Raw genomic sequence first — 23,861 nt, forward strand, 5'->3', positions numbered from 1 at the left:
CGTAATGTTTAGCTCCTATTGGGGAATTTGAAGGGTCGTTTGTACTTACGTTGTGCGGATTAGTATCTACGAATAGATAGTAATCCCTTCCTCTAAATCCGAACCGCCTCCTTCATCCTGGCTCTCGGATTGACAGCAAAAGCATCCCTATCTCTACACCTCATTCCAACATTGGGATCATCATCACGTTCAACCAACACATCCAGTCCGAATACATTAGCATTCTTAATGAAGCTAAACTCATTCAGATACATTTGCGAATACTTTGGCTTTATATATCCATAAGCCGCAAAAGCAGTCTTTAAAACTCTCTGATTACCTTCCGCTACTTGGTTGTGGACTCCATTCTTACTCCATCTATTACGAGCAAATCTGAATCTATTATCCTTTGATCTTGCAGAGTGATTTACTGATCTATGGTTCTTATATATTCCCCAAAGCCATGGATATCCTTGGTCTGTGAAAAGTGGGGTAGAAGTAGGTAAGTGATCCTTGATGATCGGACCTAATGTATCTGCTTTCTGATTAGATACTGATGTAAAGAATACAGGTCCTTGCTTTATTGCAATAGTCTGGACTAAAGTTCCGACTTGTCTTCCTCCTAATTTCTCTGAAAGGTATATAGAAGAAGTCTGTCCACTATGTCTGTATCGTTTCCTACCTTGGCTTGCTCTTTCTCCCGCAGAATATAATACAGCAGTGTCTACGCAAACGTAGGGTCGTTTTGCCATGATCTTAGTTATATCTCTATTCTCATTTGGTGGGAGGAGAAAGACTTTGAACTGATCATTTAAGGCTTCGTAGGTTAGCTTCTTATACTTTGGTAATTGGTCAGAAGCGAAGAGTTGAAATCTTCTCTTGAGTAAGCTGGCTGCATTATATCCTATCTTTAGTCTCTTACTTAGTTCTGTTGCTGTTACTACTTTTGGATATTGAATTAGAGATTCGTAAAGTAAGTATCCGAACATCCATATTGGTAGTTTGAAGTGATGAAGGGGAGTGTAGCTTAGTCTTGAAGTTAGATGTCTACATTGAGGACATCTGATTAGATCTGGTCTGGTTGAGATTTCTTTATCTAAGATTCTATTGTTACATTCAGTAGTTGGACAATGCTTTGGGTAGAAGTCATTTAGTATCTTCTTGGTTATTTCTGTGAAGTAGGCTGTGTTTAGTGCTGGGTTGTGATGTTTTGGTAGGAGGATTTTATTTTCGGTTTTTCTAATAGAAGGGGCGGTTCTGGATTGGAGGAAAGGTGGTCCTCGGTTCGGATTACGTGTATTAAATATTCCGAATTCAAGCCAAGGTCGAGTAGGAGTGAAGGATTGTCCGTGAGAGTAGATTTCTTGATATTTTAGTGCTGCTTGCATGAGTATTACTTTTTTGTTTTTTAAGGAAGCAAAACGTTAGACATGATTAAAAGAAAAGCTTTATTTTGAATATCGTGTGCAGAAGATCAGGAAAATTCTGATGGCTTTTGGGCCGTTGTAAATACGATTATTTTAAAGCAAAGGGAGATTAGATCGGGATGGCATTGCGAGCAGTCTTCATTGGAATTAACCAATATAATGATCAAGGTATTTCTGAGCTTAATGGAGCAAAGCGGGATGCCTTAGCTCTCTGGGCTCTGTTTACTGATTCTATTGAAGGTTTAACCTCGAAGTTGCTAGTAGATCAAGATGCAACTAATTCTGAAGTCCGCAAGTATGTTTTTGGAGCGTTGTCTGAAGCAAATGGGGATGATGTCATTATCATTTCCTTTGCTGGTCATGGGTCACCAGATGGGAATATTATCTTGTACGATACTGAAATAGGGAATCTCCCCGGAACTGCTATTTCAATGGCTTCTTTAGCCGAAGCTTTTAAAACTACCAAAGCAAAGACTGTACTTTTTATTCTGGATTGTTGCTTTAGCGGTCAAACTCCAGCTAGGGTTCTTGAAACTGCTGGATTACCTCGAAGTAGCTTTATTCTAAATGAAGTATACGGAGAAGGACGAATAATTTTGTCGGCATGTTCTGTGAGTGAATCTGCTTGGGAACAACCTGGAACCGGACATGGATTATTAACTTACGCAATTATTACTGCGTTAACTGACAGCGACAAACAGATTGTAAATTTTCCAGACGTTGTTGGGGAGATTATTCGACTAACTCGGATTGAAGCAGAGAGAATTAATGTTAAACAAACACCCATGTTTTTAGGAACTGTAATTGGTGGTCTTACATTTCCTGTTCTCAAACGAGGAGCCAATTATTTTGCAGCTTTCCCACATAAAACTACAAAGAAAGTTTCTGGTAAGATAGAAGATCTTCACCAATACGGGTTTCCTCCTTCTATAATTGACCAGTGGAAAGTTCGATTTCCACATGGACTTAACTCTTTACAAATTCAATCTATTAATGAATTCGGAATTCTCGCTGGTAATTCGTTACTTGTTGTTGCACCGACAAGTTCAGGCAAGACTCTAATCGGAGAATTAGCAGCAATCCCTTCGATAACTCTTGGGAAGAAGGTAGCATTTTTGCTTCCATATCGTGCTTTGGTTAACGAGAAATATGAAGATTTTACATTTAATTATTCACTGTCCGGTCTTCGAGTAGTTAGATGTAGTGGAGATTCGACGGATGGAGTTGCACCTGTAATTAAGGGGCGATATGATCTTGGATTTTTTACATATGAGACCTTTTTAAATATAATTTTAGGATCTCCTGGTATTCTCAATCAATTAGGCCTTATTGTTTTGGATGAAGGACAGTTTATCACAGATCCAAATCGGGGAATCATTGTTGAATTGATTTTTTCATTTTTATTACGCGCACGAGCTAATGGAATTGAACCTCAAATATTAGTCCTATCTGCAGTCATGGGGAATATAAATAATTTTGATCGCTGGCTTAACCTACCTCTTTTAATTTCGAAAGAAAGACCAGTGCCATTAATAGAAGGAGTACTAGATCGAAGAGGGCAATTTCAATTCGTTGATGTAGATGCTACAATTAAGAATGAAGAATTGCTCCCTGTTCAAAGTATTGTTCAACGTCGTGATAGGCCCAGTTCTCAAGATGTAATTGTTCCATTATCTAAGAAATTAGTTTCGAATGGGGAAAAGCTGTTAATTTTTCGTAATCAAAGAGGTGCAGCTCAAGGTTGTGCCAAATACTTAGCAAATGAACTCGGTTTAGAACCTGCAAACCAAGTTCTAAATACATTACCGACACAAGATTTAACCAATGCGTCTCAGGACTTACACTTGTGCTTAAAAGGCGGAGTTGCTTTTCACAATACGAATTTATTAAGATCTGAAAGAGAAGCCGTCGAAAAAGAATTTCGAAAATTGAACGGTGAAATTCATGTAATTGCGGCTACAACTACACTTGCTGCGGGTATCAACACTCCAGCTTCAACTGTGATTCTCACAGAGAATGAATTTTTGGGCGAGGATGGCCGAGAGTTTACTGTAGCGGAATATAAGAACATGGCTGGCCGTGCAGGAAGAGTTGGTTTTAATGAAATAGGTAAATCTATTATATTGGCAGAGACTCCTTTAGAGAGAGCACAGCTTTTTCAAAAATATGTATTGGGAACTCCTGAAGAGGTTCAATCATCTTTTCAGGAGCGGGACCTCTCTACATGGGTTATTCGGTTGCTTAGTCAAGTTAAAGAGATCTCACAAAAAGAAATTCCCGGTTTATTAATTAACACTTTTGGCGGATATTCTGCTTCCCTTGAAAATCCTAAATGGGTCGTAAATATTGAATTTGAAGTAAATACATTCGTAGAACGTCTGCTTCAATTAGAATTAGCAGAACTAGAAGGCGATTTTATTCATTTGACATTATTAGGAAGAGCGTGCGGCTCCTCATCGTTGTCCTTTGAATCAAGTATGCGATTAGTTGAAATTCTGAAAGAAATTGATACTAGTAAAATTTCTCCCGTACATTTATTGGGCATTCTACAGGTACTTAATGAATTGGACTCAATTTATACGCCACTAATGAAGAGGGGCCAATCAGAGTCTTTGCGAGTTTCCGATGCATCTAAAAGATATGACCTAAATGTAATTCAAAGTCTAAAACGCTATTGTCATGATCAGTTTCAATTTTGGGCCCGTTGTAAACGAGCTAGTATTTTGTTTGATTGGATAAATGGGGAACATATTGAAGTAATTGAAAAATATTATACCGCTAATCCATATCAAGGTACGATAAGTTACGGTAACATTGCTAGCATTGCAGAAGGTACCCGATTTCATTTACGCTCAGCTCATAAAATTCTATCTACTCTTTTGCTCGATACACCTGATTTCTTAAGTGAACTAGATATAATATTACAACAACTCGAATTCGGATTACCACGTGATGCCTTGTTCTTATTAAAATTGGAAATTCCTTTAACTAGAGGGCAGTATTTAGCATTATTTTCTGCTGGATGTAGAAAAATAGAAGATATATTCGATTTATCGAATGAAAAATTTATTGAATATGTCGGTACGGATATTGCTAAACAATTACTGTCAAAGCCTTTAAAACAATAAACGTGAAATTTGATATTTTATAACGAGGAACCTATGTCTGATTTAACTTGGATTGAAGCAATAAAACAAGTGTTAGATGCAAATAGACAATCAATGCATTACACTGAAATTTTAGATAAGATAATTGAAAGAGGGCTACGGGAAGAAGTTGGCGCAACGCCAGCGAATACGGTATATTCTTCTATATATCAGGATATTAGGACAAAGAAGAAAAAATCTGAATTTATTAAAACGGATACTGGAACTTTTATCCTAAGAAAATACATTGATTCAAGTTCTTCAGTAGATGCTGAAAGTAAAGATTCGAACATAGAAGATGAATCTGCGGGAATAATTAAGGCTTTTGGCATGTTTTGGAGACGAGATAAGGTCCACTGGGAGTCTAATCCGAAGATTTTTGGTAGACAATCCTTTGGGTCGACTCCCGTCGATTTCGGAGATGAAATCGGTGTGTATGTTTTATACGATGAAAATAGGCCAATATACGTTGGTAGAGCGATTGATCAAGGAATAGGAAAAAGAATCTTTCAACATACGTTTGATAGATTGAGTGGTCGATGGAATAGATTTTCTTGGTTTGGCCTTAAGTCTGTATCTGAAACTGGAAAGTTGGATCAGTTCAGAAAAACGTCCCTCGATGCAGAAGTTCTGATTGTCACTATGGAAGCTATTTTAATCGAAACTCTCGAGCCGGGGTTAAATAGAAAAAGAGGCGATGATTTTAAAGCAGTTGAATATCTACAAAGTGAAGATCCAAAAATTCAAAATAAACATATTGCTTCACTCTTGGCAGAGATACAGGGCAAACTAAACGGTTAATTATATAGTCATAATAATATAACCGTACTTGAAAAATAAATAAAAGTCAATTCTACGATTGGTCTTTCTTAAAATCAAAGAAATCTTGAATTTTAACTCCAAGTCGAAAGGCGACACGAATCAAGGTGTGAATAGTTACATTAGAGTTTCATCTTTTCAGCTCAACGTATGCTCGAAGAGGTAAACCTTAAGTTTCTTCTTTTATATCTTCTTGCGTCAGACCTTTATCAATACGAATTTATTTGATTCGTTTTCGCCATTATCAATCTCGTAGGTAGTTTTGAAAGAAGTGCAAATTTATCTTAATCTTATAGTCAAGTATAGCGGGTACTTTTGGAAATGAACAGAGAAGATTTTACAATTCGAATATTCCTTAATTTTCTTCGCTCAGTTGGAATTACGGTAGAAAACGACATTTTAGGCGTAGTTAGAAATGTGATTCTGCCACAGTCTGATATTCCTTTATGTTTAACTGGAATTTGCTATGAGATAGCATTGCATGAGCCAGGAAAGTTTTACAATCGAAAAGTTGCCGATGAACTAAATTCGAAATTTAAAACGGCATATGACACAGACAGCAATATATTCTTGAAAGGTATGCAATCAGCCCTTTCTTATTTTTACACTGCTCTAAAGTCATACGATTACACATTAGAATTGTATAACGAATTTTCTGAATCGGCATTCGATAATTATTTTAAAACAAATGTTTATAGAATTCCAACATTGCTGCGAATTTCTGAAGATATTTTGATGAATCTTTATAGATTTGTAAGGGATATTCATCAGCAATACACCGAAAAGAATTATTCAAATCTGGAAACGCTCGGACAAATTATATCCGTTTTGAAAAGTATCGGATATACTGAATTTACTAACGTTGATACGGATTTACGAAATGCTTTAAGTCATGGGAAGGCGTTTAATCATGGAAATAGCGTTTCTTATAAATATAAAAAAAACGGCCAAGAGTATCCGGAAAGCATAAATATATGGGACTTCGACAGAAAAATTAATGAATCTCTCGATATTGCTTCCGCAGGGATAATTGGAGTTTTACGGTTCTTGTCATCTCACGTTGACTTGCTTGAAAAATTATTATCCATTGCTGATCTCGAAGTTAAAGACATGCTTATTAAACTTCAATTTAGAAGTTCAGATTTTAGGATTATGGATATTCAAAGGATCGGAGGAAATAAGCAATTAAACGCCCTTTGTATTTTAAAAGCAAAAGACAATACTAGTTTACTTATTTCTTTGTATTATACCGCGATAATCCTATATTTAAATTATCCAGATTTCGATTCCTATTTTGTTTCTTACGATCACATTAGAAGTCTTGGAGGATATGTTCGATTTAAAAAGAACGAAATTATTAAATTTTTAGAGGATGAATTTTCTGAAAAAGTGCCTCAATTAAGCCAAAAACATGAAATAAACGTGTATGAAATAAAAGAGGAAGTTAAGAGTGAGAGAGAGCACAAATATTTTCAATTTCCACGAATTGAAGGAGAGGGGTGGTATTTAAAATATATTGAAGATATAAGTATTGAATCACATAAAAGAATTAAGGCAATACTCATTGTTCGAGAAGGAAGATTTGATAAGGAAATGGTAAGAGCATTTCTTTTAGAATCTATTGAAAAATTGAAACGAATCTATACTCCGGAGAATCCTAAATTTGTTTGTCCATATGGGGACTCGGAAACTGATGCGATATTTATCCATACCTTCAAAGATTCTCAAGTTAGGGAAACATATAGTCTTTTTAACTCGAACAAAAACTTCTTATGTATAGCTAATTATTATCGGAATGGAACTGTCCCACGATTAGTTCACGGGGGTATTATGGAAAGTCTTTGGAAGGAATATTCTCGAGAATTTATTGACTCAATAGAATTTGGCTGGAATTCGAATTTATAATTTTGGGGAAAACTGTTTGTATCTTGATTGCTCGGACAATAAATCTTCAACTAAGAGAAACTTCATAAATGGAAATTAACTTTTCAAATATACGAACTCACAATGGCAGTAAGAATTCGGGTTTTGAGGAGTTAGTTTGTCAACTAGCTCATTTACAGCGGCCCAATAATGGAAAATTATTTGTAAGGAAGGAAGGTTCGGGCGGAGATGCTGGAGTAGAGTGTTATTGGGTTATAGATGATAATACTGAGATAGGTTGGCAAGTTAAGTACTTTCCCGATGGATTAAATGCTTCTCGCTGGAAACAAATTGAAGAATCTTTTTCAACTGCATTAGAAAAACATCCCAATTTGAATCACTACATTGTCTGTTTACCAATAGATAAAGCGGATAGCAGGAAAATAGGTAAAGGAGGCAAGCTTGTAGTTTCCGTTGAGGATGAATGGAATAAGCGAATTCAAGAGTGGGAAGATCAGGCTAAGAAAATTGGTAGAGAAATAAAATTTTCGTTTTGGGGAAAGCATGAAATTACTACTTTTCTTACAATTGATGATCCCCTTTACTCCGGTAGAGCTTTGTACTGGTTTAATGAACCATTTCTCGGGTCGGAAATATTTAGGAACATCGCAAAAAGATCAAAAGATAGTTTAGGAGAAAGGTATAGCCCGGAATTTCATGTTGATTTACCGATTGTAAGAAGTTTTGACGGACTATCTTTGAATTCCTCCTGGTGGGAACTTCTTAGAGAAAAAAAATCGGCATTAAGAAAAATTGCCTTGGAAGTTATTTCTTTTTTAAAAAAAGAAAGTGAAAATGGAAATACTTCCTTAGAGAGCGAAAAAGTAGAAATACTAAGTAAGCTATTTAAATTAATCAACGATGAGTTTGAAGCTGGAATTAAGTATAAAGATTTTCACAAGCGAATATCGGAAATTACCTCTTCGATTGAGAAATTTTCTAAGTTTTATACTAATTTCTATCAAACTGCATATAACGCAATTGATTGGTCTCAAAAGAAAGAAATTTCTAAATCCAGTTTTTTCAAATTAGAAAGCGAAATAAATGATCTAGAATATTTCGTTAATCAAAAAACAAATCTATCTCGGGCAAAATCAGCTCTCCTTCATGGTGAAGCAGGTATAGGTAAATCGCATTTTTTATGTGATTTAAGCCTAAGTAGAATCAATGAAAATTTACCCACAATTTTTTTATTAGGAGCACAATATTGCGGAGGAAATCCGAATGATTTTATAAAAGAATCATTAGACTTGCAAAGCTATAGAACCTCACAGGTTTTAGGAGCTATTGATGCAGCAGGTGAAGCATCGAGAACAAGGGCACTTATTGTTATTGATGCTATCAATGAGGGAAACTATCGAAATGATTGGCATGATCGAATAACTGGATTCTTATCTGATTTATCAGAATTTTCAAATATTGCTATTCTATTCAGTTGCCGTAGTACATATCTAGACTACATTCTTCCGGAAAGTGCAACCGAAAATCAACTACCTCGTTTAGAACATAATGGTTTTAGAGGACATGAACATCGGGCTGCAGAAATATTTCTTTCCCAACAAGGAATATCTAAACCAAGTGCTCCAATTCTTGCCCCAGAATTTACTAATCCGCTATTTTTAAAAACATGTTGCCGGGCTATCAAACAAAATGGGCAAAACTCATTTCCGAAAGGTTTGAATTCGATTACTTCATTATTTGATTATTATGTTGAAAGCATCGAGAAGATTGTAGCAAGGAAGAAGAAATTCAATTTTCAAGAAAAGATCGTTAGGTCGACTCTTATTGAAATTTCTTCCAAATTATTGCCAGATAATCTGGAAGGGCTGCCAGTGCAAGAGGCGAGGAAATTAGTAAATGGTTACGATCCTTACCAGAACTCTGGTGAAACTCTATTTGAAATCTTGCTTGATGAAGGCATTTTATCTGAAGACGTTTCTCATAAAAAAGAGAAGTGGGGAGAACTAATTATAAGGTTTACTTACGAACGATTTAGCGATTATTTTATTGCTCAACAACTATTGGACAAAGTAGTAGATATTGAATTAGCTTTTTCCGACAAAGGCTCTATATACGAGCTTCTTAAAGAAAATGGCTATTATTCATTTGCAGGAATATTTGAGGCATTGGCAATTATTATTGCTGAGAAATTTAATAGAGAGTTAGAAGACTTACTTCCTCATGATATTGAAGTTGCTAGATGGCAACTTGATGAGACATTCCAGAATACCGTTTTATGGCGAAGCCCAAGCTCATTTACTGAAAGAACTTTTGAGATATTAAATAATTTAGATTATCATTTATCCATTGATCCTGCTTTGGATATTTTGTTGAAATTGTCAACCGAACCGAATCATCCATGGAATGCGGAATTGCTTCATCGGAATCTCATTGACAAAGAAATCGCTGAAAGGGATCAATTTTGGTCTATTCATATAGCATATGGCGATAGCTCAGAAGAGGATAACGATTATGAATCAATCATTCGAACAATTATTGAATGGTCTTTCTCCGGCGAAATAAATTCGGCTGAAGAAGAAAGGGTTAGGCTTTGTTCTGTTATCCTTATTTGGTTTTTAACTACTCCGAACAGAAAAATTAGAGATCGATCTACAAAATCCTTAGTCAGAATACTAGCCTTTTTTCCAAAACTTGTTGTAGATTTATTAGAAAAGTTTTCAAGTATAAATGATACATACTTGTCTGAGAGACTTTATGCAATTGCCTATGGTGTCGTTTGCAATATCAATAATGAAGATGTTATAAGAAATATATCAGATTGCACATATTCTTTGATCTTTAAAGAAGGTGAAACAATACCACATTTATTACTTAGAGATTATGCTCGTGGAATTTTAGAGAGAGCATTAAGTTTGGGAATACTCTCATCAGAAATTAATCCCGAAAAGTTTAGACCACCGTATAAAATCAGCTCCCAATTTCAAATTCCTACAATCGATGATATAAACAAAATAGAGGGGGATGAGTTTTCATCTCGAATTAAAAGTTCCTTAATGGGATTTCCTGGCGATTTTGGAAACTATACATTGGGTTGCGTTCATAGTTGGTCTTCCACACCGTTATTTAATTCAACTACCGAGAATGGCCTTACATTAAAGAAACGTTTTGCAAATGAGACGCTAACAGGAAATCTGAAAAAAGAATATTTAAGAAAAATAGAGTCTGAAAAAAGAGAAAATACTCCAATTACGAAAGACAAACTATTAGAATTTATTAGCTGGGACGATGAAGAATACAAACGTATTTTTGAGGTTAGTCGAAAGGAACAGGAAGACTTTGATAAGAGAGTGAATGAACGGTTAAATGTAGAGCAAAAAGAATATTATCTCTGGATTTCTGGGTTAAGTGACGATAGGCCAGCAGCTTTTAGTAAAAAATTGGCACAAAGATGGATTTGTAAACGAGCTCATGAATTCGGTTGGAGCGAAGAGCTGTTTGCTGATTTTGAAAGAAATTGTTCATTCGGTAGAGGTGGCGGGCCTAGCGGTGGAGCTATGGAACGTGTCGGGAAAAAATATCAATGGATGGCATTCCATGAGTTTTTAGCGAGACTTTCAGATAATTATCATTGGATTAATCGGGGCTACGTGGATATTACTGATGATGATATCTATGAAGGCCCCTGGCAAATTTTCAAACGAGATATTGATCCAACTTTATGGGCAAGGCAGAGTGGTGAATATAAAACATTTCACAATGAGCAGTGTACTTGGTGGCAACCTTATAAATTTCCATTTCCAAAAGAAAATAACCACGCGAGTAAAACAAACTTCTTATGGGATGAAGATGTTATACCTGATTTCTCTGATTTGCTTCAAAGAAGGATGCCTTCCGATAATTCTAGTTGGTTGGTTTTGCATGGGTTTTGGTCTGAAAATAAGAAATATATTGATATCGAATCTGAGAGCCCAGAACTTGATGGGTGGTTCAGGATTAACTCTGTTTTGATCCGCAAAGGAGATTACGACTCATTAGTTAAAGGCGTTGAGGAAAAAACACTTTGTGATCCTCATATCGTAAGCGTTCATTCAACTCAACATCAAGGTTTCTTCGGAGAATACCCGTGGCATCCAATATATCGCCATATATATGATTGGATAGAGCCGGAAGAGAGCGATAGTGATAAGATTGCCGTTAAACACTTTATCCCTTATTCCACATATGAATGGGAAGCTGGCAATCATGACTATTCTCTCAATCATTCACTTCAAATTCAATTACCAGCTAAGGAGATAATTCAGGGAATGGGCTTAACTAGAACTTTAGGCAAGCTTGGGACCTGGGAACAAAAAGGGAAACTTGTTTTTATTGATCCGAGTATAGAAGAATATGGCCCTTCATATGCATTAATGCAAACTGATACATTACAGAAATGGCTTGAAGAAAATGGTTTTGAAATTGTCTGGCTAATCGGGGGAGAAAAACTAATGTTTCTTTCTGGTCCAGGGCGATTTTTTGGTCGTTTAATTTACAGCGGTGTATTCAAAATTGAAGATGGAAAACCTATCGGAAAAATATGGTGTGATAGGGAAGAACCAATAAAATGAAGAACTAAATTTATTTATTTTAAAAATCAAATAAATCCTTAGGCTTCACTTTCAATCTTTTAGAAATCCGAAACAAAGTATTCACATTCGGATTAGTCCGGCCATTCTCTATTTCTTGAATCGTTCTGAAATGAACAGCGAAATCTCCTTCATCCATATCTTCCTGAGTTAATCCGGCAGCAAGTCTATGTTTCTTTATTTTTAAATGCGAATTGATTTTCCCTCAGAGTCTATGCAGTTGACTTTGGGTTTTATTAAGGCTAAAGCTTGGAAGAGCTAATTTCAGAACGGAATTTAAAAAACTTCGTTGACTGCGTCCTACGAAGAATTTAATTTCCGCCAGACCAAAGAGCATTTTTCTCGTATTAGAGGCTGAATGGATAATAAAAAATTTATTAAAGAACTCATGAGATATGGAACTGAAAAATACGGCTTACTTTACGACCGTTGGGTAATCTTTGGGGTAAGAGGTATTGACTTCTTAAAAGAAATACTTGTAAATAACGATGCGATCAATGAATATAATGATGCTATTTTTTTGGTTAAAAATCCGAACAACGGTGTATTGGAATATAAGACGTATTCAGCCACAATTGATCCAGGACGTTATTGGCTGGTAAATCCAATGAATCCTAGCGGTACGGCAAGGATAGTTGAAGGAATCTATAAATATAAATTAGGTATGCATCGCGGACATAAGGCCTTAAATCAATATGCTAAAGTTACCGTTAACCGATACGCAATTCATCAAGGCTCAGAGCCCTGGTTTCGATGGAAAGACGAAACTCCAGCGGTCACGCAAACCGATTTTTTTGCGATCGATATTCACGCGAAAGGTAGCTCTTCTAAATTTGTAGAAATGGCAAGTGCTGGTTGCACGGTAATAAATTCTACTTGGACAGATACTGGGTGGAGGGATTTTTATTCCACCGTAGAGGCAGCTTTGTCTTTGAGGCAATACATTTGTTATTGTGTTTTGGACCAAAGTTCCGCGATTTCTATTTTGAATTCTGAAAAAATTCGAACAGAAAAAGAGACCTTCGTAATGAGACAGGAAGTAAATTCCGGACAGAAGAAGTCTTTTTTCTTCTTTTTAAAAAATATTTTTTCATTTCTGAGATAAGCAAGACGTAATTTCTGTATAGCCTGCTTTTAATTTCGAGTTCGAGATTACTTAACGTTAATTATTAAGTAATCTCAAATATTGATTTCCTTTCTTTTTCCCCAAATTGGATAAGATTTTGTTTTTTTTTGAAAAAAATATTATTTGGACCTTTTTTTACTTGAAAGGTGTCTTACGTTTTAATATTTCTCGTTATCTTTATAAAATGAAATAAATTTGTGTAAATTATATTTATTATAGATATTATGCGTCTTTTTGGCTTATTTCGTTTTATTTTAACGTTTAGGAATTTTGTGCATTGGCTTTTTTATATTTTTGCGATGGATTGAGCTTTTAATGATTCCAGCTACAGTGATGACTGCGCTTATTACAAAAATCCAAAATGATACTTCGGTTGTTCTGATTAAATATGATCAAAATCAAGCGACTTACCCATTTGGAACGTATCGGTCTTCTTCCTGTTCTGTAGAATCCGCCTATAAGAGTATCCGATCCAGCGCAGAGAAGGCGGATGATCCAACAACCATAGTACAGACGCGGTTCGAGAAATACCAAGATACATATTCATTCAATTTTTTTGATACACAAAGTCTGGAAAATGCAAGGTCGATTGCGATGAATGTTTTTTACTGGTTCGATTTTCCAGACAATCGGTCTTTTTGTAAAGAACTCTTCCTTATTCCCAGACTTACTGCCACAGTTATTCAAGATCGTAGCACATATAAAGACTCCGCTTGGCTTTACCAAGTTGGTTTCGACATGAGGTTGGATTACACCAATGAAGTGATTTTGGAAATCGAAAAAATTTCCAAAATCCAAATCGAAGAAAATTTCGGAAATCATACTGAAAATCTAGAAGTAGAGGTTTAACAAATGGCATTTATTAATGATATCGTAATAGATATCACTCGGGGAACCCAAGGGTTAACACAAAAGTCCTTTCGTCCGTTGATTTTAAAAGCGGGCGATAGTTCTGCGACTGCTTTAACTAAACATATCGTTTCAGATATCACTGACGTTGTTTCGGCAGGATTCGCTTCGGGAGACGATGTGTATAAGATGGCTGCGGCTATGCTCGCGCAATCTCCGAAGCCGCAAGATATTATGATTGCGGTTTCTCCTGATGCGATCGCCGATGCGTTAGACGACCTTAGGGAATTGGATGATAATTTTTATTCGGTTTGTATTACATCAAGAACCACTGCAGATTTGAATGTGGCTGGAACTTGGGCTAATTCTAATAAAAAATTCTTCTTCGGCTGTTCTTCCGATCCAGGCGCCCTCACTGGCAGGAATGTGGATCGGGAAGCCTATTTGATCCATAATAATAGCCCCGCCGATTTTCCTGAATGTGCATGGGTGGGGCAAAATTTACCTAAACAGCCGGGATCCGTAACTTTCAAGTGGAAACGATTAAACGGACAAAATGCATCCACGTTCACGAAGACACAATTGACAACGATTAGGACAAGTCAGGGGCAAGCATTGCAGGAAATGTCTGGAGCAATTTACGTAAATGAAGGAACAAGCACTTCCGGAGAGTTTATTGATATAGTCGTCGGACAGGATTGGGTCGAGGATCAATTGCAAAGCGAATTACTTTCCTTATTCTTAAATAATGAAAAGATTGCCATGGATGATTCTGGAATCGCGCAAGTAGAGGGTGTTGTGCGTAATGTATTAAAGAGAGCAGGGGATGCCGGTATTGTCGCTAAAGCGACTTCCGAAGATGATCTAAAGTTATCGGATGATAAGATTTACATGAGCCAAGTTTTTGTTCCAAGGAGAGCTGACCTTTCAGTTACTGATCGTGCCAATCGAGAATTGAAGGGGATTACGTTTATATATTATCTTGCCGGGGCTATCCATAAAGTGAACGTGAATGGCTTAATTACTGTTTAAGGAGTTTTAATAATGGCTACGAAATTTTTAGGAACATACGATCCAAATGCAGTTACTCTTTCTATTTCTGGAAGGTTAGTTTCGGGTTTTTTTGACGGAACTTTTATCTCTGTTAAGAGAAGTGATAGTGAGAATTATAAAACGCATGTTGGAGCAAGAGGGGAAGTTTCTCGAACTAAGAATAATGATACTTCTGGGCAGATCACTTTTACTTTAAAGGGAACAGCTCCGGATAACGCATTTTTGGATTTGGTAAAACAGCTGCCGAATACATTTCCAGTTATGGTGAAGAATAATTCGGATGGAAAATTTGTAGCAGTAGCAAGCCAGGCTTGGGTGATGACCGATCCGGATAAGGAGTTCGGTGTGGAAGAGTCAGGTGTCGAATGGGTTCTTATGTGCGCTGATTTGAATAAATCGCATCTATCGTAAAAAAAAACATTTCGATTGTTTCGGTTTCATTTTCGAATTTCGAAACGTGCGAAAAATCTATATATAAAAGTAAGGAATTATAATATGTCGGCCTATCAAGAAACGATTTTCGTTAATGGAAAAGAGTATATTCTCCAGCATCCTGGATCGAAGGAATGGATAAAACTTAAATCTAAAATGTTCAAAATTGCGGATGGGAATATGGATCTTTCTGTTATCCTTGAATATTGTTTCGATCACGTTGTTTTTCCTGGAAAAGGAGCTGCCAAATTGTCGATCGACGGGCCTCTTGCTCCTGATGGCAGACCGACAATTTTACAGCAAGCCGAATTAAAATCCTGGATCAGGGAACTTGAGGAGGTGTGGGAGATTATTCTTCCCCGATTTCTTAGAGGGGAGTTGGAGCCCGGATTTTCCTGGCCAGAAAATGGATCTCGCAACGGTAAAGTGGCTCTTGCAAATCAATCGTCTAGAGGAAATTCGGCTTAAGCAGGAGTTGGATGAAGAGATTGCAATTTGGAGACCGGTAGTAAACGGAATTCTTACGTATACGGAAGCCTGTGCGATGCATCCGAAAGAATTAGCAAAAGCGAATATTCTAGTAGATCGAATGATTAAAGAGCAAAAGCAAGCTTCGAATAAATCTCGGGGAAAATGATCGGATGGCGGAAGAGATCCAAATTAATTACGAGTTTGTCTACCTGAGCAAGGGATTTAAAGAATTTGTCCGCTTGAATACTACTTTTAAAAAAACTTCTATAGAATTAAAACAGTTGGGAGAAACTGCGAAGGCATCTTCAAAAAGTTTTAAGGATTTATCAGAGCAATATAAGAATATTGGAAAATTTGCTTCTGGCGTTGCAAATGCCTTTTCTTCGTTGATTGGAACATCCGATGCGAACAATCAATTGGAAAAGCAAAGGCTTTTATTAAAACATTTGGCCGGAAGTGGTTACGGAGAACTCCAGAAAGCGATTCGAAAAACCGTATCATTGTCGAAGAATACGTCATCAGAAAAATCCCTTTTAGAAGCTAGCAAGGCAGCTTTAGAAAATAAAGTATCCATCGATTTTGTAAATCAATCCCTTGAAACTTTTCAAAAGATTTCCGTTGTAACGGGTCAGAGTCTAACGGATCTCTACAAACTTCCAGAAAGTGAAAGAAATAAACTTCTGGCTCAATATACGCAAGATCAAGCAAGTGCAATGAAGCTACAAAGTGAATTTAATCTAGTGATCAATTCGGGAGTATATGTACAAGAGCAGTATGATAATTCACTATTAAAGTTACAGCAAACTTTGAGTAAGGCTTTACTTCCTGCAGTTATTCCTCTAGTGGATGCATTCTCTTCTATTGTGGAATATTTTACGGATGCTACTAATGGCTCAGAACGTTTGCAAGTGGCTTTTATCCTGTTGGAATCATTGGTAACCGGTTTGGCGGTAGCTGCTAGTTATTTCGGTGTCTCCTTATTGCCTCCTGTAATTGTTTCTACTTTAGCGTGGGCCTCTGCGACTTGGGCTGCAATTGCACCATTACTTCCAGCGATTGCAGCAGGGATAGCTTTGGGCTTAGTCATTGCGGGAATTACTTTGGTTATTCGAGATTTATTTTCCTGGTTGGATGGTGGAGAGTCGGTTATTGGAAAATTCTTTATGCCATTTTCCGAATTTAAAGGAAAAGTTTCTAAATGGATCGGTGAAGGGGTGGATTGGATCCGAAATTCATTTAATTCTCTTTTAGGTTTCGCGAAAACCTACGGAAAGTATTTAGTCATGGCCATCTTTCCGGTTTCACTTATCTATTTTTACTTCGAGGATATTAAAAAAGCTTTAAATAGTTTTGTGGATTGGATTGCAAACGCATTTTCTTCCATTAACTGGAGCAATTTATTCCCTAGTTGGGTTTTGGATGCTGCCCATTCTTTATCCAGTTTAGCTGGAGTGGGAGGAGGGGGAAATTCTACCGGCGTGGCTGCTGGAACTGTTAGGATGGATGGTAGTAGAGCTTCTGGTGGGATAGTATCTGCGGGAAAATCATATTTGGTCGGAGAAAGAGGACCTGAGTTATTCACACCTGGTAGTTCCGGTAAAATTATACGCAATGGATCAGGCAGCAGCTCTGTCGTTGTGCAAAGTGTAGTTGGAACTCTAACAGTTAATGTTACCGGCTCTAACGAAGCCGGGGCTGAGATTAAGAAAGCCGTTATGCAGGCGTTGGATGAGCTTTCCGAAGATATTTTACCTGCTAAACTGGGACTAGCGATTACTTGATATGCCTGCTTTAGTCCAAAGAGCTAAAAGTGCCCTATTTGGGGAAAGAGTCCAGGCGTATTTAAGTTCTTCTGGAACGGATTTAACTTTGGATTCAACGATATCTATCACAAAGGACCGATCTGCCAACATAACGAGTCATGCGATCGAAAAAGGGGCCGATATCACTGACCATGTTGCCGACGAACCAATAGGCATTTCTTTAAGTGCTGTTATTTCAGATGCTGATTGGGATCCGTTAGATCCTTTAGCATTTCTTAATAAAACCGTGCGAGAACGTTTGGATCTTTTATATCAGTGGATGGACAATAAGGAGATCGTCACTTTTTATTCTTACGATGAAGACATCGAGAATTTGATCGTCGAATCCGTTTCGGAAGAACAAACGGTAGATCTGGGCAGCGGCCGTAAATTAAGTCTTAAACTTAAAAAAATTAATATAGTCGAAGCGAAGAAAGCGGAAGTAACTTTAAAGTCTCCTGTTCCTAAGACCGGACAGGCTGCGACTGCGACTAAGCAAGTTTCCGGTAATGCCGGCGTCGGAAAGGGTGTTTGTAAAGGATTCTAAGGACGAAGTATGATCGAGGTAGAATATCTTCCTATCACTGCAAGTGAGATACCTATAGAAAAGGATTTCACTATTGGGGCAACATATTCTTTTCGATTTTTACATAATGAGAGATCTGATTTTTATACATGCATTATTCTGAACTCTGATGAAGAAATTTTATTTACGACTAAGATTTGTTATGCGAGAGAGCTTGTTGACGTTGTTGTTGATGGTTTGCAGATTAATCGTCTCATTATTCCTTTGAATCCACAAGAGATAGAGCAGGCTAGAATATTGCAAGGACAAGTAGTAAATAAACTTCTCTTTGGAAGCGATATTCTTTTGATTTTAGGCAGGTTGGTCGAGGTATGAGCAAACTTTTCAATCGAGTCGCAAAGGTAAATATTGGAGGACGGGAATTCTCATATCCTCCATTTTCAATTGAATTTACTCAAGAACAGAAGATTGGAAATTTACAATCTGCAACTTTGAAATTGTACAATCCCGCACCAGAAACTGTCCGAGTCTTTGAAGCCAAGAAAAAGGGAGGAGGTAAGATCTTTCCTAAGGTTACAGTGAGTGCGGGTTATAAAGAGGATTCAGGTACCGTCGTTCTTGGAGAAGCTATAAATTACTCTGTTTCCCAGAGCGGATTGGACCGGGTCCTGGAGGTTCAGATTTCTGACTCTACCACAAAATGGAGCACAGCAATCGTTAATAAAAGTTATAAGAAATCTTCCGCTTCCTCCATCATTAAGGATGCATGTAAAACTGTGGGTATTGACCCGGGAGAGATTGAACTGGGAGAGGATAAAACTTACGAGTCTATGACAATCAGGGGCTTTAATGAATCTATTCGCAAAATAGCTCTTGATACAAAATCGGAATTCTATTTTAGAAACGGTTTATTAACTCTCCAGCCGAAAACATCAAAAAAAAAGAAAGTTACCTTATTGAACTCATCTTCAGGTCTCTTGGATAAACCGGAAAAGACGGCAAAAGGATATAAAATAAAGACTTTGTTTTTATATGCATTGTCAGTGGGGATGATCGTTAAGATCGAATCGAAGGAAGTAAATATAACTGCAAAGATAGTGAAGGGGGTAAAAAACTTCTCCACATTCGGCGACGCTGGATGTGAGTTTGAGGTAATACCTGCATGAGTTTTGCTGAATTATTAGATCGATATACGGATAAAAAAGGACGAGGAATCCAGTTGGGAATGGTCTGCCAAGTGGAATCATTTGATGCCTCTCGTATGAGAGCTGACGTTTTACCGCTTGTGAGGGAAAAAAACGAGTTGGACGAAGTATCGAATTATCCGGTACTTCCTGGAATACCCGTGCATTACGTTCAGATCGGTGAAAATTGTTTTATTAAACCTTTTTACCAAAGAGGTGACCTGGTTTGGGTGGGATTTTCTACATTCGATATTTCTAATAGTCTTGGCGGAGGAGGAAGGAAGCAGGAGGTTCGGCCGGATTCTAAAATTTTCGGTCTGGAAAACGCATGTCTTTTGGGACGTATTGCGGAACAAGGTTGGTCGGAGCCGACGAATCTGATTAAGTTTGAAAATGGAAGATTGGTTTTGAAAGTCGGATCAACGGAACTCTCTTTAAGTGAAGATGGAGTTGAAGTCACCGGTAACTTGAATGCGAGCGGAGAGGTTTCGGGTGACGTAGTATATGAAACCGGTCTATCCGCTTCCGGCTCGGACGATGGAGGTTTATCTATCGGTGAAATCAAGGCCGCCTTTAATAACCACATACACAATACGACTGCGCCAGGTGCGCCGACCGGCACGCCGGTTTCCCAAATTCAGGAGTAGTCTTTTAAATCATGAAAACGTTAAAAGTTATCAATAACGATTTAGTATATATAGAAAGCGAAGGTTCAGCAGACACGAATCCAAATCGGGGTAGACTTGTTATGCTAGAGGGGTTGGATGCACTTCGCCAAATATTAGGAAATCGACTTAGAATGCATTTGGGAGAATGGTATCTTGCTCCCGAAGCTGGCGTGGATTGGTTTGGGCTTGTAGATGAAAAATCTTTCTTTCGTCCTGGCTTCTTAGCAGCGATCAAGAAAGCGATTTTGGGAGAACCGGCTGTAACAAAAATCATATCGTTGGATGCAAGTTTTGATAGAAAAACTCGCACTGTTACCGTTGAGTTTGAAGTTGAAAGTAATCTAGGTATAGTTTCAGGCTCAATATCAAATGGTGATGCGTGATGGCTTTTGGAGTTACACCACAAGGATTCGTTCGTAAATCTTATGCAGATATTCTTCAGTCTTTGGAAGATAGGGCTAAATTAGAGGAGAATTTCGGTCCCGAGATTGATCTTTCACCTTACGGGGAATTAGGGATTATTCTTCAAAACGTTGCGAAAGAATTCGACAATGTTTGGCAAGGATTAGAAGACACTTATTATTCTAAATTTATAAATCAGGCAGAAGGAATACAGTTAGATCGGATCGTTGCTCAAGGCGGTCTTTCTAGAATTCCGGCACAAAGATCAAAGGTAGAGATCAAAGTTACCGGAGCGAGTGGATCCGTTGTGCCGCAGGGATTTCTTGTGCAAACTGCGCAAGGAGTTCAATTCCAAATGATAGAAGACCGCACAATTACTGTTAGCTCAGGTCAGCTGTTTTCTTTTAGCAGTGTTGGGACCGGTACTGAAACGATTGTTCCGGCAAGTAGTATTATAGAAATCGTAGTTCCGATGACCGGAATTGATTCCGTTACAAATCCTTCTCCATCTTCTGGCGGGGCCCCTATCGAGACAGATGCAGAATTAAGGCAAAGATATAAGGATCGTTCAACTTTCGGAGGATCTTCCGTTCCGGCAATCCGAGAGGCGATTCTTCAAGTCCAGTATGTTTCTGCGGTAACTGTTTATGAAAACGTAATGAATGCAGTAGATTCTTCCGGGAGACCTCCTCATTCTATCGAGATCGTAGTCGCTGGGACACCTTCAGGTTCTACAAGCGAAGATGAATACGAGGGGAATATTGCAAACGCAATTTTTTATTCCAAGCCGGCTGGAATACAGGCTTTCGCCCAAAACGGTGTTAGCAAAAGGACCAAGGACGTTTTAGATGCCAATGGTCAAACCCACACCATGACATGGTCGGTGCCTATTGCGGTAGACATTTATGTAAAAGTGCAGATTATTAAAAATGCAGAATGGACGACTTCAAACGAACAATTGATCCAAACCAGGGTTATTCAGACTATCGGCGGTGTGGATACTGTCGGAATTGAAACTACAGAGTATCCTGGACTCGATGTAGGAGCTGACGTTGTAGGTTGGGAAATTATTGCGAATTTGGATGGAATTAAAGGAATCGACGAAGTAGTGGTCTACTTAAGTAAAACTGTAAATCCGACTTCGACTGCAAAAATTCCGATAGGTGCATCCGAATATGCCCAGACATTCAATAGTAATATCCAAGTGGTCGCAACATGAGTGCTATCGACTTACTTCAAAAATTTCCAGAATCCATTTTAAGCAGAGAAGCAAAATGGTTGGGAAAACTTTGGAAAATCATTTCTGCTGAATTTGATGAAGTTGAAGTTCAATTGCAGCTTCTAAAAGATATTGAATATATATACGCGGCGACCGGTTTAAACTTGGATCGCATAGGTGAATTGGTAAATCAGTCTAGATCTTCCGGACAAGCCGATGAAATATACCGCTTATTCATTTTAGTTGCAATGGCTAAACGATTAGCGAAAGGGACCGTCCCGGAGATCATCGAAATTGGTAATACCGTAGCCGGTTTAGAAAATGGAGGCGTTTTTATTCCGGATGGGAATGTTGAGTCCGAGCCTGCTACTTTTACGATCGAGATCCAAGGTGATATAGATAATTTTAATGTTCCTACGTTACTGGCAGGTGCGATCGATTCCATTCGTCCAGCAGGAGTATATGCGAAGGTTACAATTCGATTCGTATTTACTGAAACTTCCGGAGAATTATTCACTAAACGTTGTGCTATATTTGATTCTACTGGAACTTTCGATGGACTAACATTACTCAATCCTCAGGCGAATTATTCCATTGATCAAGCTGCGATCGGGGTGGGCGGAGAAGTTCAACCACCTCCTGTTTCGGGAGAATTATCCGACGAGGTTTTACGAAAAACGGTCAGCATCGTACCACTCCCAGATGGAACAAGAGAATATACTCTTCGGGTCGCTTACGATGAAGCGAATGGAGAAGAATTAAGCGAGATCGTTTTTCTTTCTGGCTCTCGTTCGGTTTTTCGGGATTTTTTTCCGGATAAAACTAAGAACTCTACTCTAGTTTACGATTTTAAATTTAAGGAAGCAGTGATTTAATATGGCAAGCTTTAATCAAACACCGGCTACAAATTTCAATCGGTCCACTCCAAATGATGGGAACCTATTGGGATCAGAGTATGCACGATTATACGAAAATGATGCGATTTTGAAGGCTGAGATCGATACCCTTTCGGCTGGTTTACAAACCTTAGAAACTAACGTATCGAATCTGAATAGTACGTTAACAGCCGCTATTGCTGCCAAGGTCTCAGATGTGCCAAATTGGGCTGCTCCTTCTACTTCTGTGGCACCTTCTCAAAAAGCAACTAATAACAGAATCAGAAGATTTGTGCAAATGTTCTCGGGTTGGTTTGTAGACACTTGGATTACTCGTACAAGTGCTGCGGATAATGGTTGGTATGGAGTCTGTTGGTCTCCACAGTTAAAGCTCTTCGTTGCAGTATCACAAGGTGGAACAACTAACCGGGTTATGACGTCACCGGATGGCATTACTTGGACGATACGAACAACACCTAATCAAACGTTCAATTCTGTCTGTTGGTCGCCAGAGTTAAACCTCTTCGTTGCAGTTGCTCAATCTGGAACAGGTAACCGTGTAATGATTTCCGCAGACGGTATTGCTTGGGCTTCGCAGACGAGTGCGGCTGATAATAGCTGGACTTCTGTCTGTTGGTCTCCACAGTTAAATCTATTCGTTGCAATATCTTATTCTGGATCTGGAAATCGAGTAATGACATCACCGAATGGAACGGCATGGACTATCCGAACCAGTGCTGCGGATAATAACTGGCGTTCTGTTTGTTGGTCTCCGCAGTTAAACCTATTCGTCGCAGTCGCGGATTCTGGATCTGGAAATCGCGTAATGACGTCTACGGATGGCATTACCTGGGTAACTCGAACAAGTGCCGCAGATAATAGTTGGTTTGGGGTTTGTTGGTCTCCAGAATTGAATCTATTCGTTGCAGTGGCGCAGTCAGGAACGGGTAACCGTGTAATGACGTCCGCGGATGGCATTACCTGGGTAACTCGAACAAGTGCCGCTGATAATGGTTGGTATGCTGTTTGCTGGTCTCCTGAATTGGGGATCTTCGTTGCTGTCGCTGGAACTGGGGGGGCAAATCGCGTCATGACCTCTTTAGATGGAATCACTTGGACTTACCGAAACGCTGCTGTGGCGGCTAATGTATGGTCAAACGTTTGTTGGTCTCCTGAATTGGGTACTTTTGTTGCTGTATCTTCTACTGGTACTGGAAATCAAGTTATGACGACAGGAATGCTTGGGAAAGGTTATTATCCATGACCCCAAGGATGAAATTCGCGTACAAAGAACGGTGTAAACTTTATTCCGATGTTGTTATCATTGCAGATCCGGATCGCTGGGATAGATTTAAGACAGGAGGGGCGGAAACA

The 23,861-nt window shown here is 38.2% G+C and carries 20 protein-coding genes; 18 read left to right on the forward strand and 2 right to left on the reverse strand.

Annotation, left to right across the window (positions count from 1 at the left end):
• Positions 1-92 precede the first annotated feature (92 nt).
• Positions 93-1,367 carry a transposase gene (locus CH362_RS07620; RefSeq protein WP_100709780.1) on the reverse strand — a complete coding sequence of 425 codons (1,275 nt, stop codon included), beginning with the start codon at positions 1,365-1,367 and terminating at the stop codon, positions 93-95.
• Positions 1,368-1,525: 158 nt separating this feature from the next.
• Between CH362_RS07620 and CH362_RS07625 the strand changes: the two genes are divergently transcribed.
• From CH362_RS07625 to CH362_RS07645, 4 genes are all read left to right on the forward strand, one after another.
• Complete coding sequence (locus CH362_RS07625; RefSeq protein WP_100709781.1) at positions 1,526-4,534, forward strand: DEAD/DEAH box helicase; 3,009 nt, start codon at positions 1,526-1,528, stop codon at positions 4,532-4,534.
• A gap of 33 nt (positions 4,535-4,567) precedes the next feature.
• Positions 4,568-5,353 carry an HTH domain-containing protein gene (locus tag CH362_RS07630; RefSeq protein ID WP_100709782.1) on the forward strand — a complete coding sequence of 262 codons (786 nt, stop codon included), beginning with the start codon at positions 4,568-4,570 and terminating at the stop codon, positions 5,351-5,353.
• Positions 5,354-5,692: 339 nt separating this feature from the next.
• Positions 5,693-7,276 (forward strand): hypothetical protein, encoded by a 1,584-nt coding sequence (locus CH362_RS07640; protein WP_100709783.1) that lies wholly within the window; start codon positions 5,693-5,695, stop codon positions 7,274-7,276.
• Positions 7,277-7,344: 68 nt separating this feature from the next.
• Entirely contained in the window at positions 7,345-11,862 is a 4,518-nt protein-coding gene (locus tag CH362_RS07645; RefSeq protein ID WP_100709784.1) for an NACHT domain-containing protein, read from the forward strand.
• Positions 11,863-11,881: 19 nt separating this feature from the next.
• Here CH362_RS07645 and CH362_RS07650 read toward each other — a convergent pair whose 3' ends face one another.
• Positions 11,882-12,079 carry a helix-turn-helix transcriptional regulator gene (locus tag CH362_RS07650; protein ID WP_100709785.1) on the reverse strand — a complete coding sequence of 66 codons (198 nt, stop codon included), beginning with the start codon at positions 12,077-12,079 and terminating at the stop codon, positions 11,882-11,884.
• 159 nt (positions 12,080-12,238) lie between these two features.
• Here CH362_RS07650 and CH362_RS07655 point away from each other — a divergent pair, with 159 nt between their 5' ends.
• The 14 genes from CH362_RS07655 (at position 12,239) to CH362_RS19155 (ending at position 23,751) form a co-directional block, all read left to right on the forward strand.
• Positions 12,239-12,985 (forward strand): hypothetical protein, encoded by a 747-nt coding sequence (locus tag CH362_RS07655; protein WP_100709786.1) that lies wholly within the window; start codon positions 12,239-12,241, stop codon positions 12,983-12,985.
• 336 nt (positions 12,986-13,321) lie between these two features.
• On the forward strand, positions 13,322-13,855 hold the full coding sequence (locus CH362_RS07660; protein ID WP_125169712.1) for a phage neck terminator protein: 534 nt from the start codon (positions 13,322-13,324) through the stop codon (positions 13,853-13,855).
• A 3-nt stretch (positions 13,856-13,858) separates the two neighbouring features.
• Positions 13,859-14,887, forward strand: coding sequence for a DUF3383 family protein (locus CH362_RS07665; RefSeq protein ID WP_100709788.1), 1,029 nt, complete (start codon positions 13,859-13,861; stop codon positions 14,885-14,887).
• Positions 14,888-14,899: 12 nt separating this feature from the next.
• Entirely contained in the window at positions 14,900-15,319 is a 420-nt protein-coding gene (locus CH362_RS07670) for a phage structural protein (RefSeq protein WP_100709789.1), read from the forward strand.
• Positions 15,320-15,520: 201 nt separating this feature from the next.
• Positions 15,521-15,808, forward strand: coding sequence for a hypothetical protein (locus tag CH362_RS07675; protein WP_244280511.1), 288 nt, complete (start codon positions 15,521-15,523; stop codon positions 15,806-15,808).
• A gap of 173 nt (positions 15,809-15,981) precedes the next feature.
• Positions 15,982-17,592, forward strand: coding sequence for an LIC12611 family phage tail protein (locus CH362_RS07680; RefSeq protein ID WP_100709791.1), 1,611 nt, complete (start codon positions 15,982-15,984; stop codon positions 17,590-17,592).
• A gap of 1 nt (position 17,593) precedes the next feature.
• Positions 17,594-18,160 carry a phage baseplate protein gene (locus tag CH362_RS07685; RefSeq protein ID WP_100709792.1) on the forward strand — a complete coding sequence of 189 codons (567 nt, stop codon included), beginning with the start codon at positions 17,594-17,596 and terminating at the stop codon, positions 18,158-18,160.
• Between the two features lie 9 nt (positions 18,161-18,169).
• Positions 18,170-18,514, forward strand: coding sequence for a phage baseplate plug family protein (locus tag CH362_RS07690; RefSeq protein ID WP_244280512.1), 345 nt, complete (start codon positions 18,170-18,172; stop codon positions 18,512-18,514).
• Positions 18,511-19,305 carry a phage protein gene (locus tag CH362_RS07695; RefSeq protein ID WP_100709793.1) on the forward strand — a complete coding sequence of 265 codons (795 nt, stop codon included), beginning with the start codon at positions 18,511-18,513 and terminating at the stop codon, positions 19,303-19,305. Before CH362_RS07690 ends, CH362_RS07695 begins: the two co-directional genes overlap by 4 nt.
• 71 nt (positions 19,306-19,376) lie before the next feature.
• Complete coding sequence (locus CH362_RS07700; protein ID WP_244280513.1) at positions 19,377-19,970, forward strand: Gp138 family membrane-puncturing spike protein; 594 nt, start codon at positions 19,377-19,379, stop codon at positions 19,968-19,970.
• 11 nt (positions 19,971-19,981) lie between these two features.
• On the forward strand, positions 19,982-20,374 hold the full coding sequence (locus CH362_RS07705) for a contractile injection system sheath initiator (protein ID WP_100709795.1): 393 nt from the start codon (positions 19,982-19,984) through the stop codon (positions 20,372-20,374).
• The gene (locus tag CH362_RS07710; protein WP_100709796.1) at positions 20,374-21,612 is read left to right on the forward strand and encodes a baseplate J/gp47 family protein; all 1,239 of its coding nucleotides are present in this window, start codon (positions 20,374-20,376) and stop codon (positions 21,610-21,612) included. The genes CH362_RS07705 and CH362_RS07710 overlap by 1 nt, the downstream gene beginning before the upstream one ends.
• Positions 21,609-22,487, forward strand: coding sequence for a hypothetical protein (locus tag CH362_RS07715; protein ID WP_100709797.1), 879 nt, complete (start codon positions 21,609-21,611; stop codon positions 22,485-22,487). Before CH362_RS07710 ends, CH362_RS07715 begins: the two co-directional genes overlap by 4 nt.
• A gap of 562 nt (positions 22,488-23,049) precedes the next feature.
• The gene (locus CH362_RS19155) at positions 23,050-23,751 is read left to right on the forward strand and encodes a hypothetical protein (protein ID WP_125169713.1); all 702 of its coding nucleotides are present in this window, start codon (positions 23,050-23,052) and stop codon (positions 23,749-23,751) included.
• Positions 23,752-23,861 lie beyond the last annotated feature (110 nt).

Origin of the sequence: Leptospira saintgironsiae (assembly GCF_002811765.1) — a bacterium.
Lineage (GTDB): Bacteria > Spirochaetota > Leptospiria > Leptospirales > Leptospiraceae > Leptospira_B > Leptospira_B saintgironsiae.

Excerpts from the sequence above, each read along its gene's own strand:
- CH362_RS07620 (WP_100709780.1), bottom strand. The coding sequence starts at position 1,367 with ATGCAAGCAGCACTAAAATATCAAGAAATCTACTCTCACGGACAATCC.
- CH362_RS07625 (WP_100709781.1), top strand. The coding sequence starts at position 1,526 with ATGGCATTGCGAGCAGTCTTCATTGGAATTAACCAATATAATGATCAA.
- CH362_RS07630 (WP_100709782.1), top strand. The coding sequence starts at position 4,568 with ATGTCTGATTTAACTTGGATTGAAGCAATAAAACAAGTGTTAGATGCA.
- CH362_RS07640 (WP_100709783.1), top strand. The coding sequence starts at position 5,693 with ATGAACAGAGAAGATTTTACAATTCGAATATTCCTTAATTTTCTTCGC.
- CH362_RS07645 (WP_100709784.1), top strand. The coding sequence starts at position 7,345 with ATGGAAATTAACTTTTCAAATATACGAACTCACAATGGCAGTAAGAAT.
- CH362_RS07655 (WP_100709786.1), top strand. The coding sequence starts at position 12,239 with ATGGATAATAAAAAATTTATTAAAGAACTCATGAGATATGGAACTGAA.
- CH362_RS07660 (WP_125169712.1), top strand. The coding sequence starts at position 13,322 with ATGATTCCAGCTACAGTGATGACTGCGCTTATTACAAAAATCCAAAAT.
- CH362_RS07665 (WP_100709788.1), top strand. The coding sequence starts at position 13,859 with ATGGCATTTATTAATGATATCGTAATAGATATCACTCGGGGAACCCAA.
- CH362_RS07670 (WP_100709789.1), top strand. The coding sequence starts at position 14,900 with ATGGCTACGAAATTTTTAGGAACATACGATCCAAATGCAGTTACTCTT.
- CH362_RS07675 (WP_244280511.1), top strand. The coding sequence starts at position 15,521 with ATGGATCTTTCTGTTATCCTTGAATATTGTTTCGATCACGTTGTTTTT.
- CH362_RS07680 (WP_100709791.1), top strand. The coding sequence starts at position 15,982 with ATGGCGGAAGAGATCCAAATTAATTACGAGTTTGTCTACCTGAGCAAG.
- CH362_RS07685 (WP_100709792.1), top strand. The coding sequence starts at position 17,594 with ATGCCTGCTTTAGTCCAAAGAGCTAAAAGTGCCCTATTTGGGGAAAGA.
- CH362_RS07690 (WP_244280512.1), top strand. The coding sequence starts at position 18,170 with ATGATCGAGGTAGAATATCTTCCTATCACTGCAAGTGAGATACCTATA.
- CH362_RS07695 (WP_100709793.1), top strand. The coding sequence starts at position 18,511 with ATGAGCAAACTTTTCAATCGAGTCGCAAAGGTAAATATTGGAGGACGG.
- CH362_RS07705 (WP_100709795.1), top strand. The coding sequence starts at position 19,982 with ATGAAAACGTTAAAAGTTATCAATAACGATTTAGTATATATAGAAAGC.
- CH362_RS07710 (WP_100709796.1), top strand. The coding sequence starts at position 20,374 with ATGGCTTTTGGAGTTACACCACAAGGATTCGTTCGTAAATCTTATGCA.
- CH362_RS07715 (WP_100709797.1), top strand. The coding sequence starts at position 21,609 with ATGAGTGCTATCGACTTACTTCAAAAATTTCCAGAATCCATTTTAAGC.
- CH362_RS19155 (WP_125169713.1), top strand. The coding sequence starts at position 23,050 with ATGATTTCCGCAGACGGTATTGCTTGGGCTTCGCAGACGAGTGCGGCT.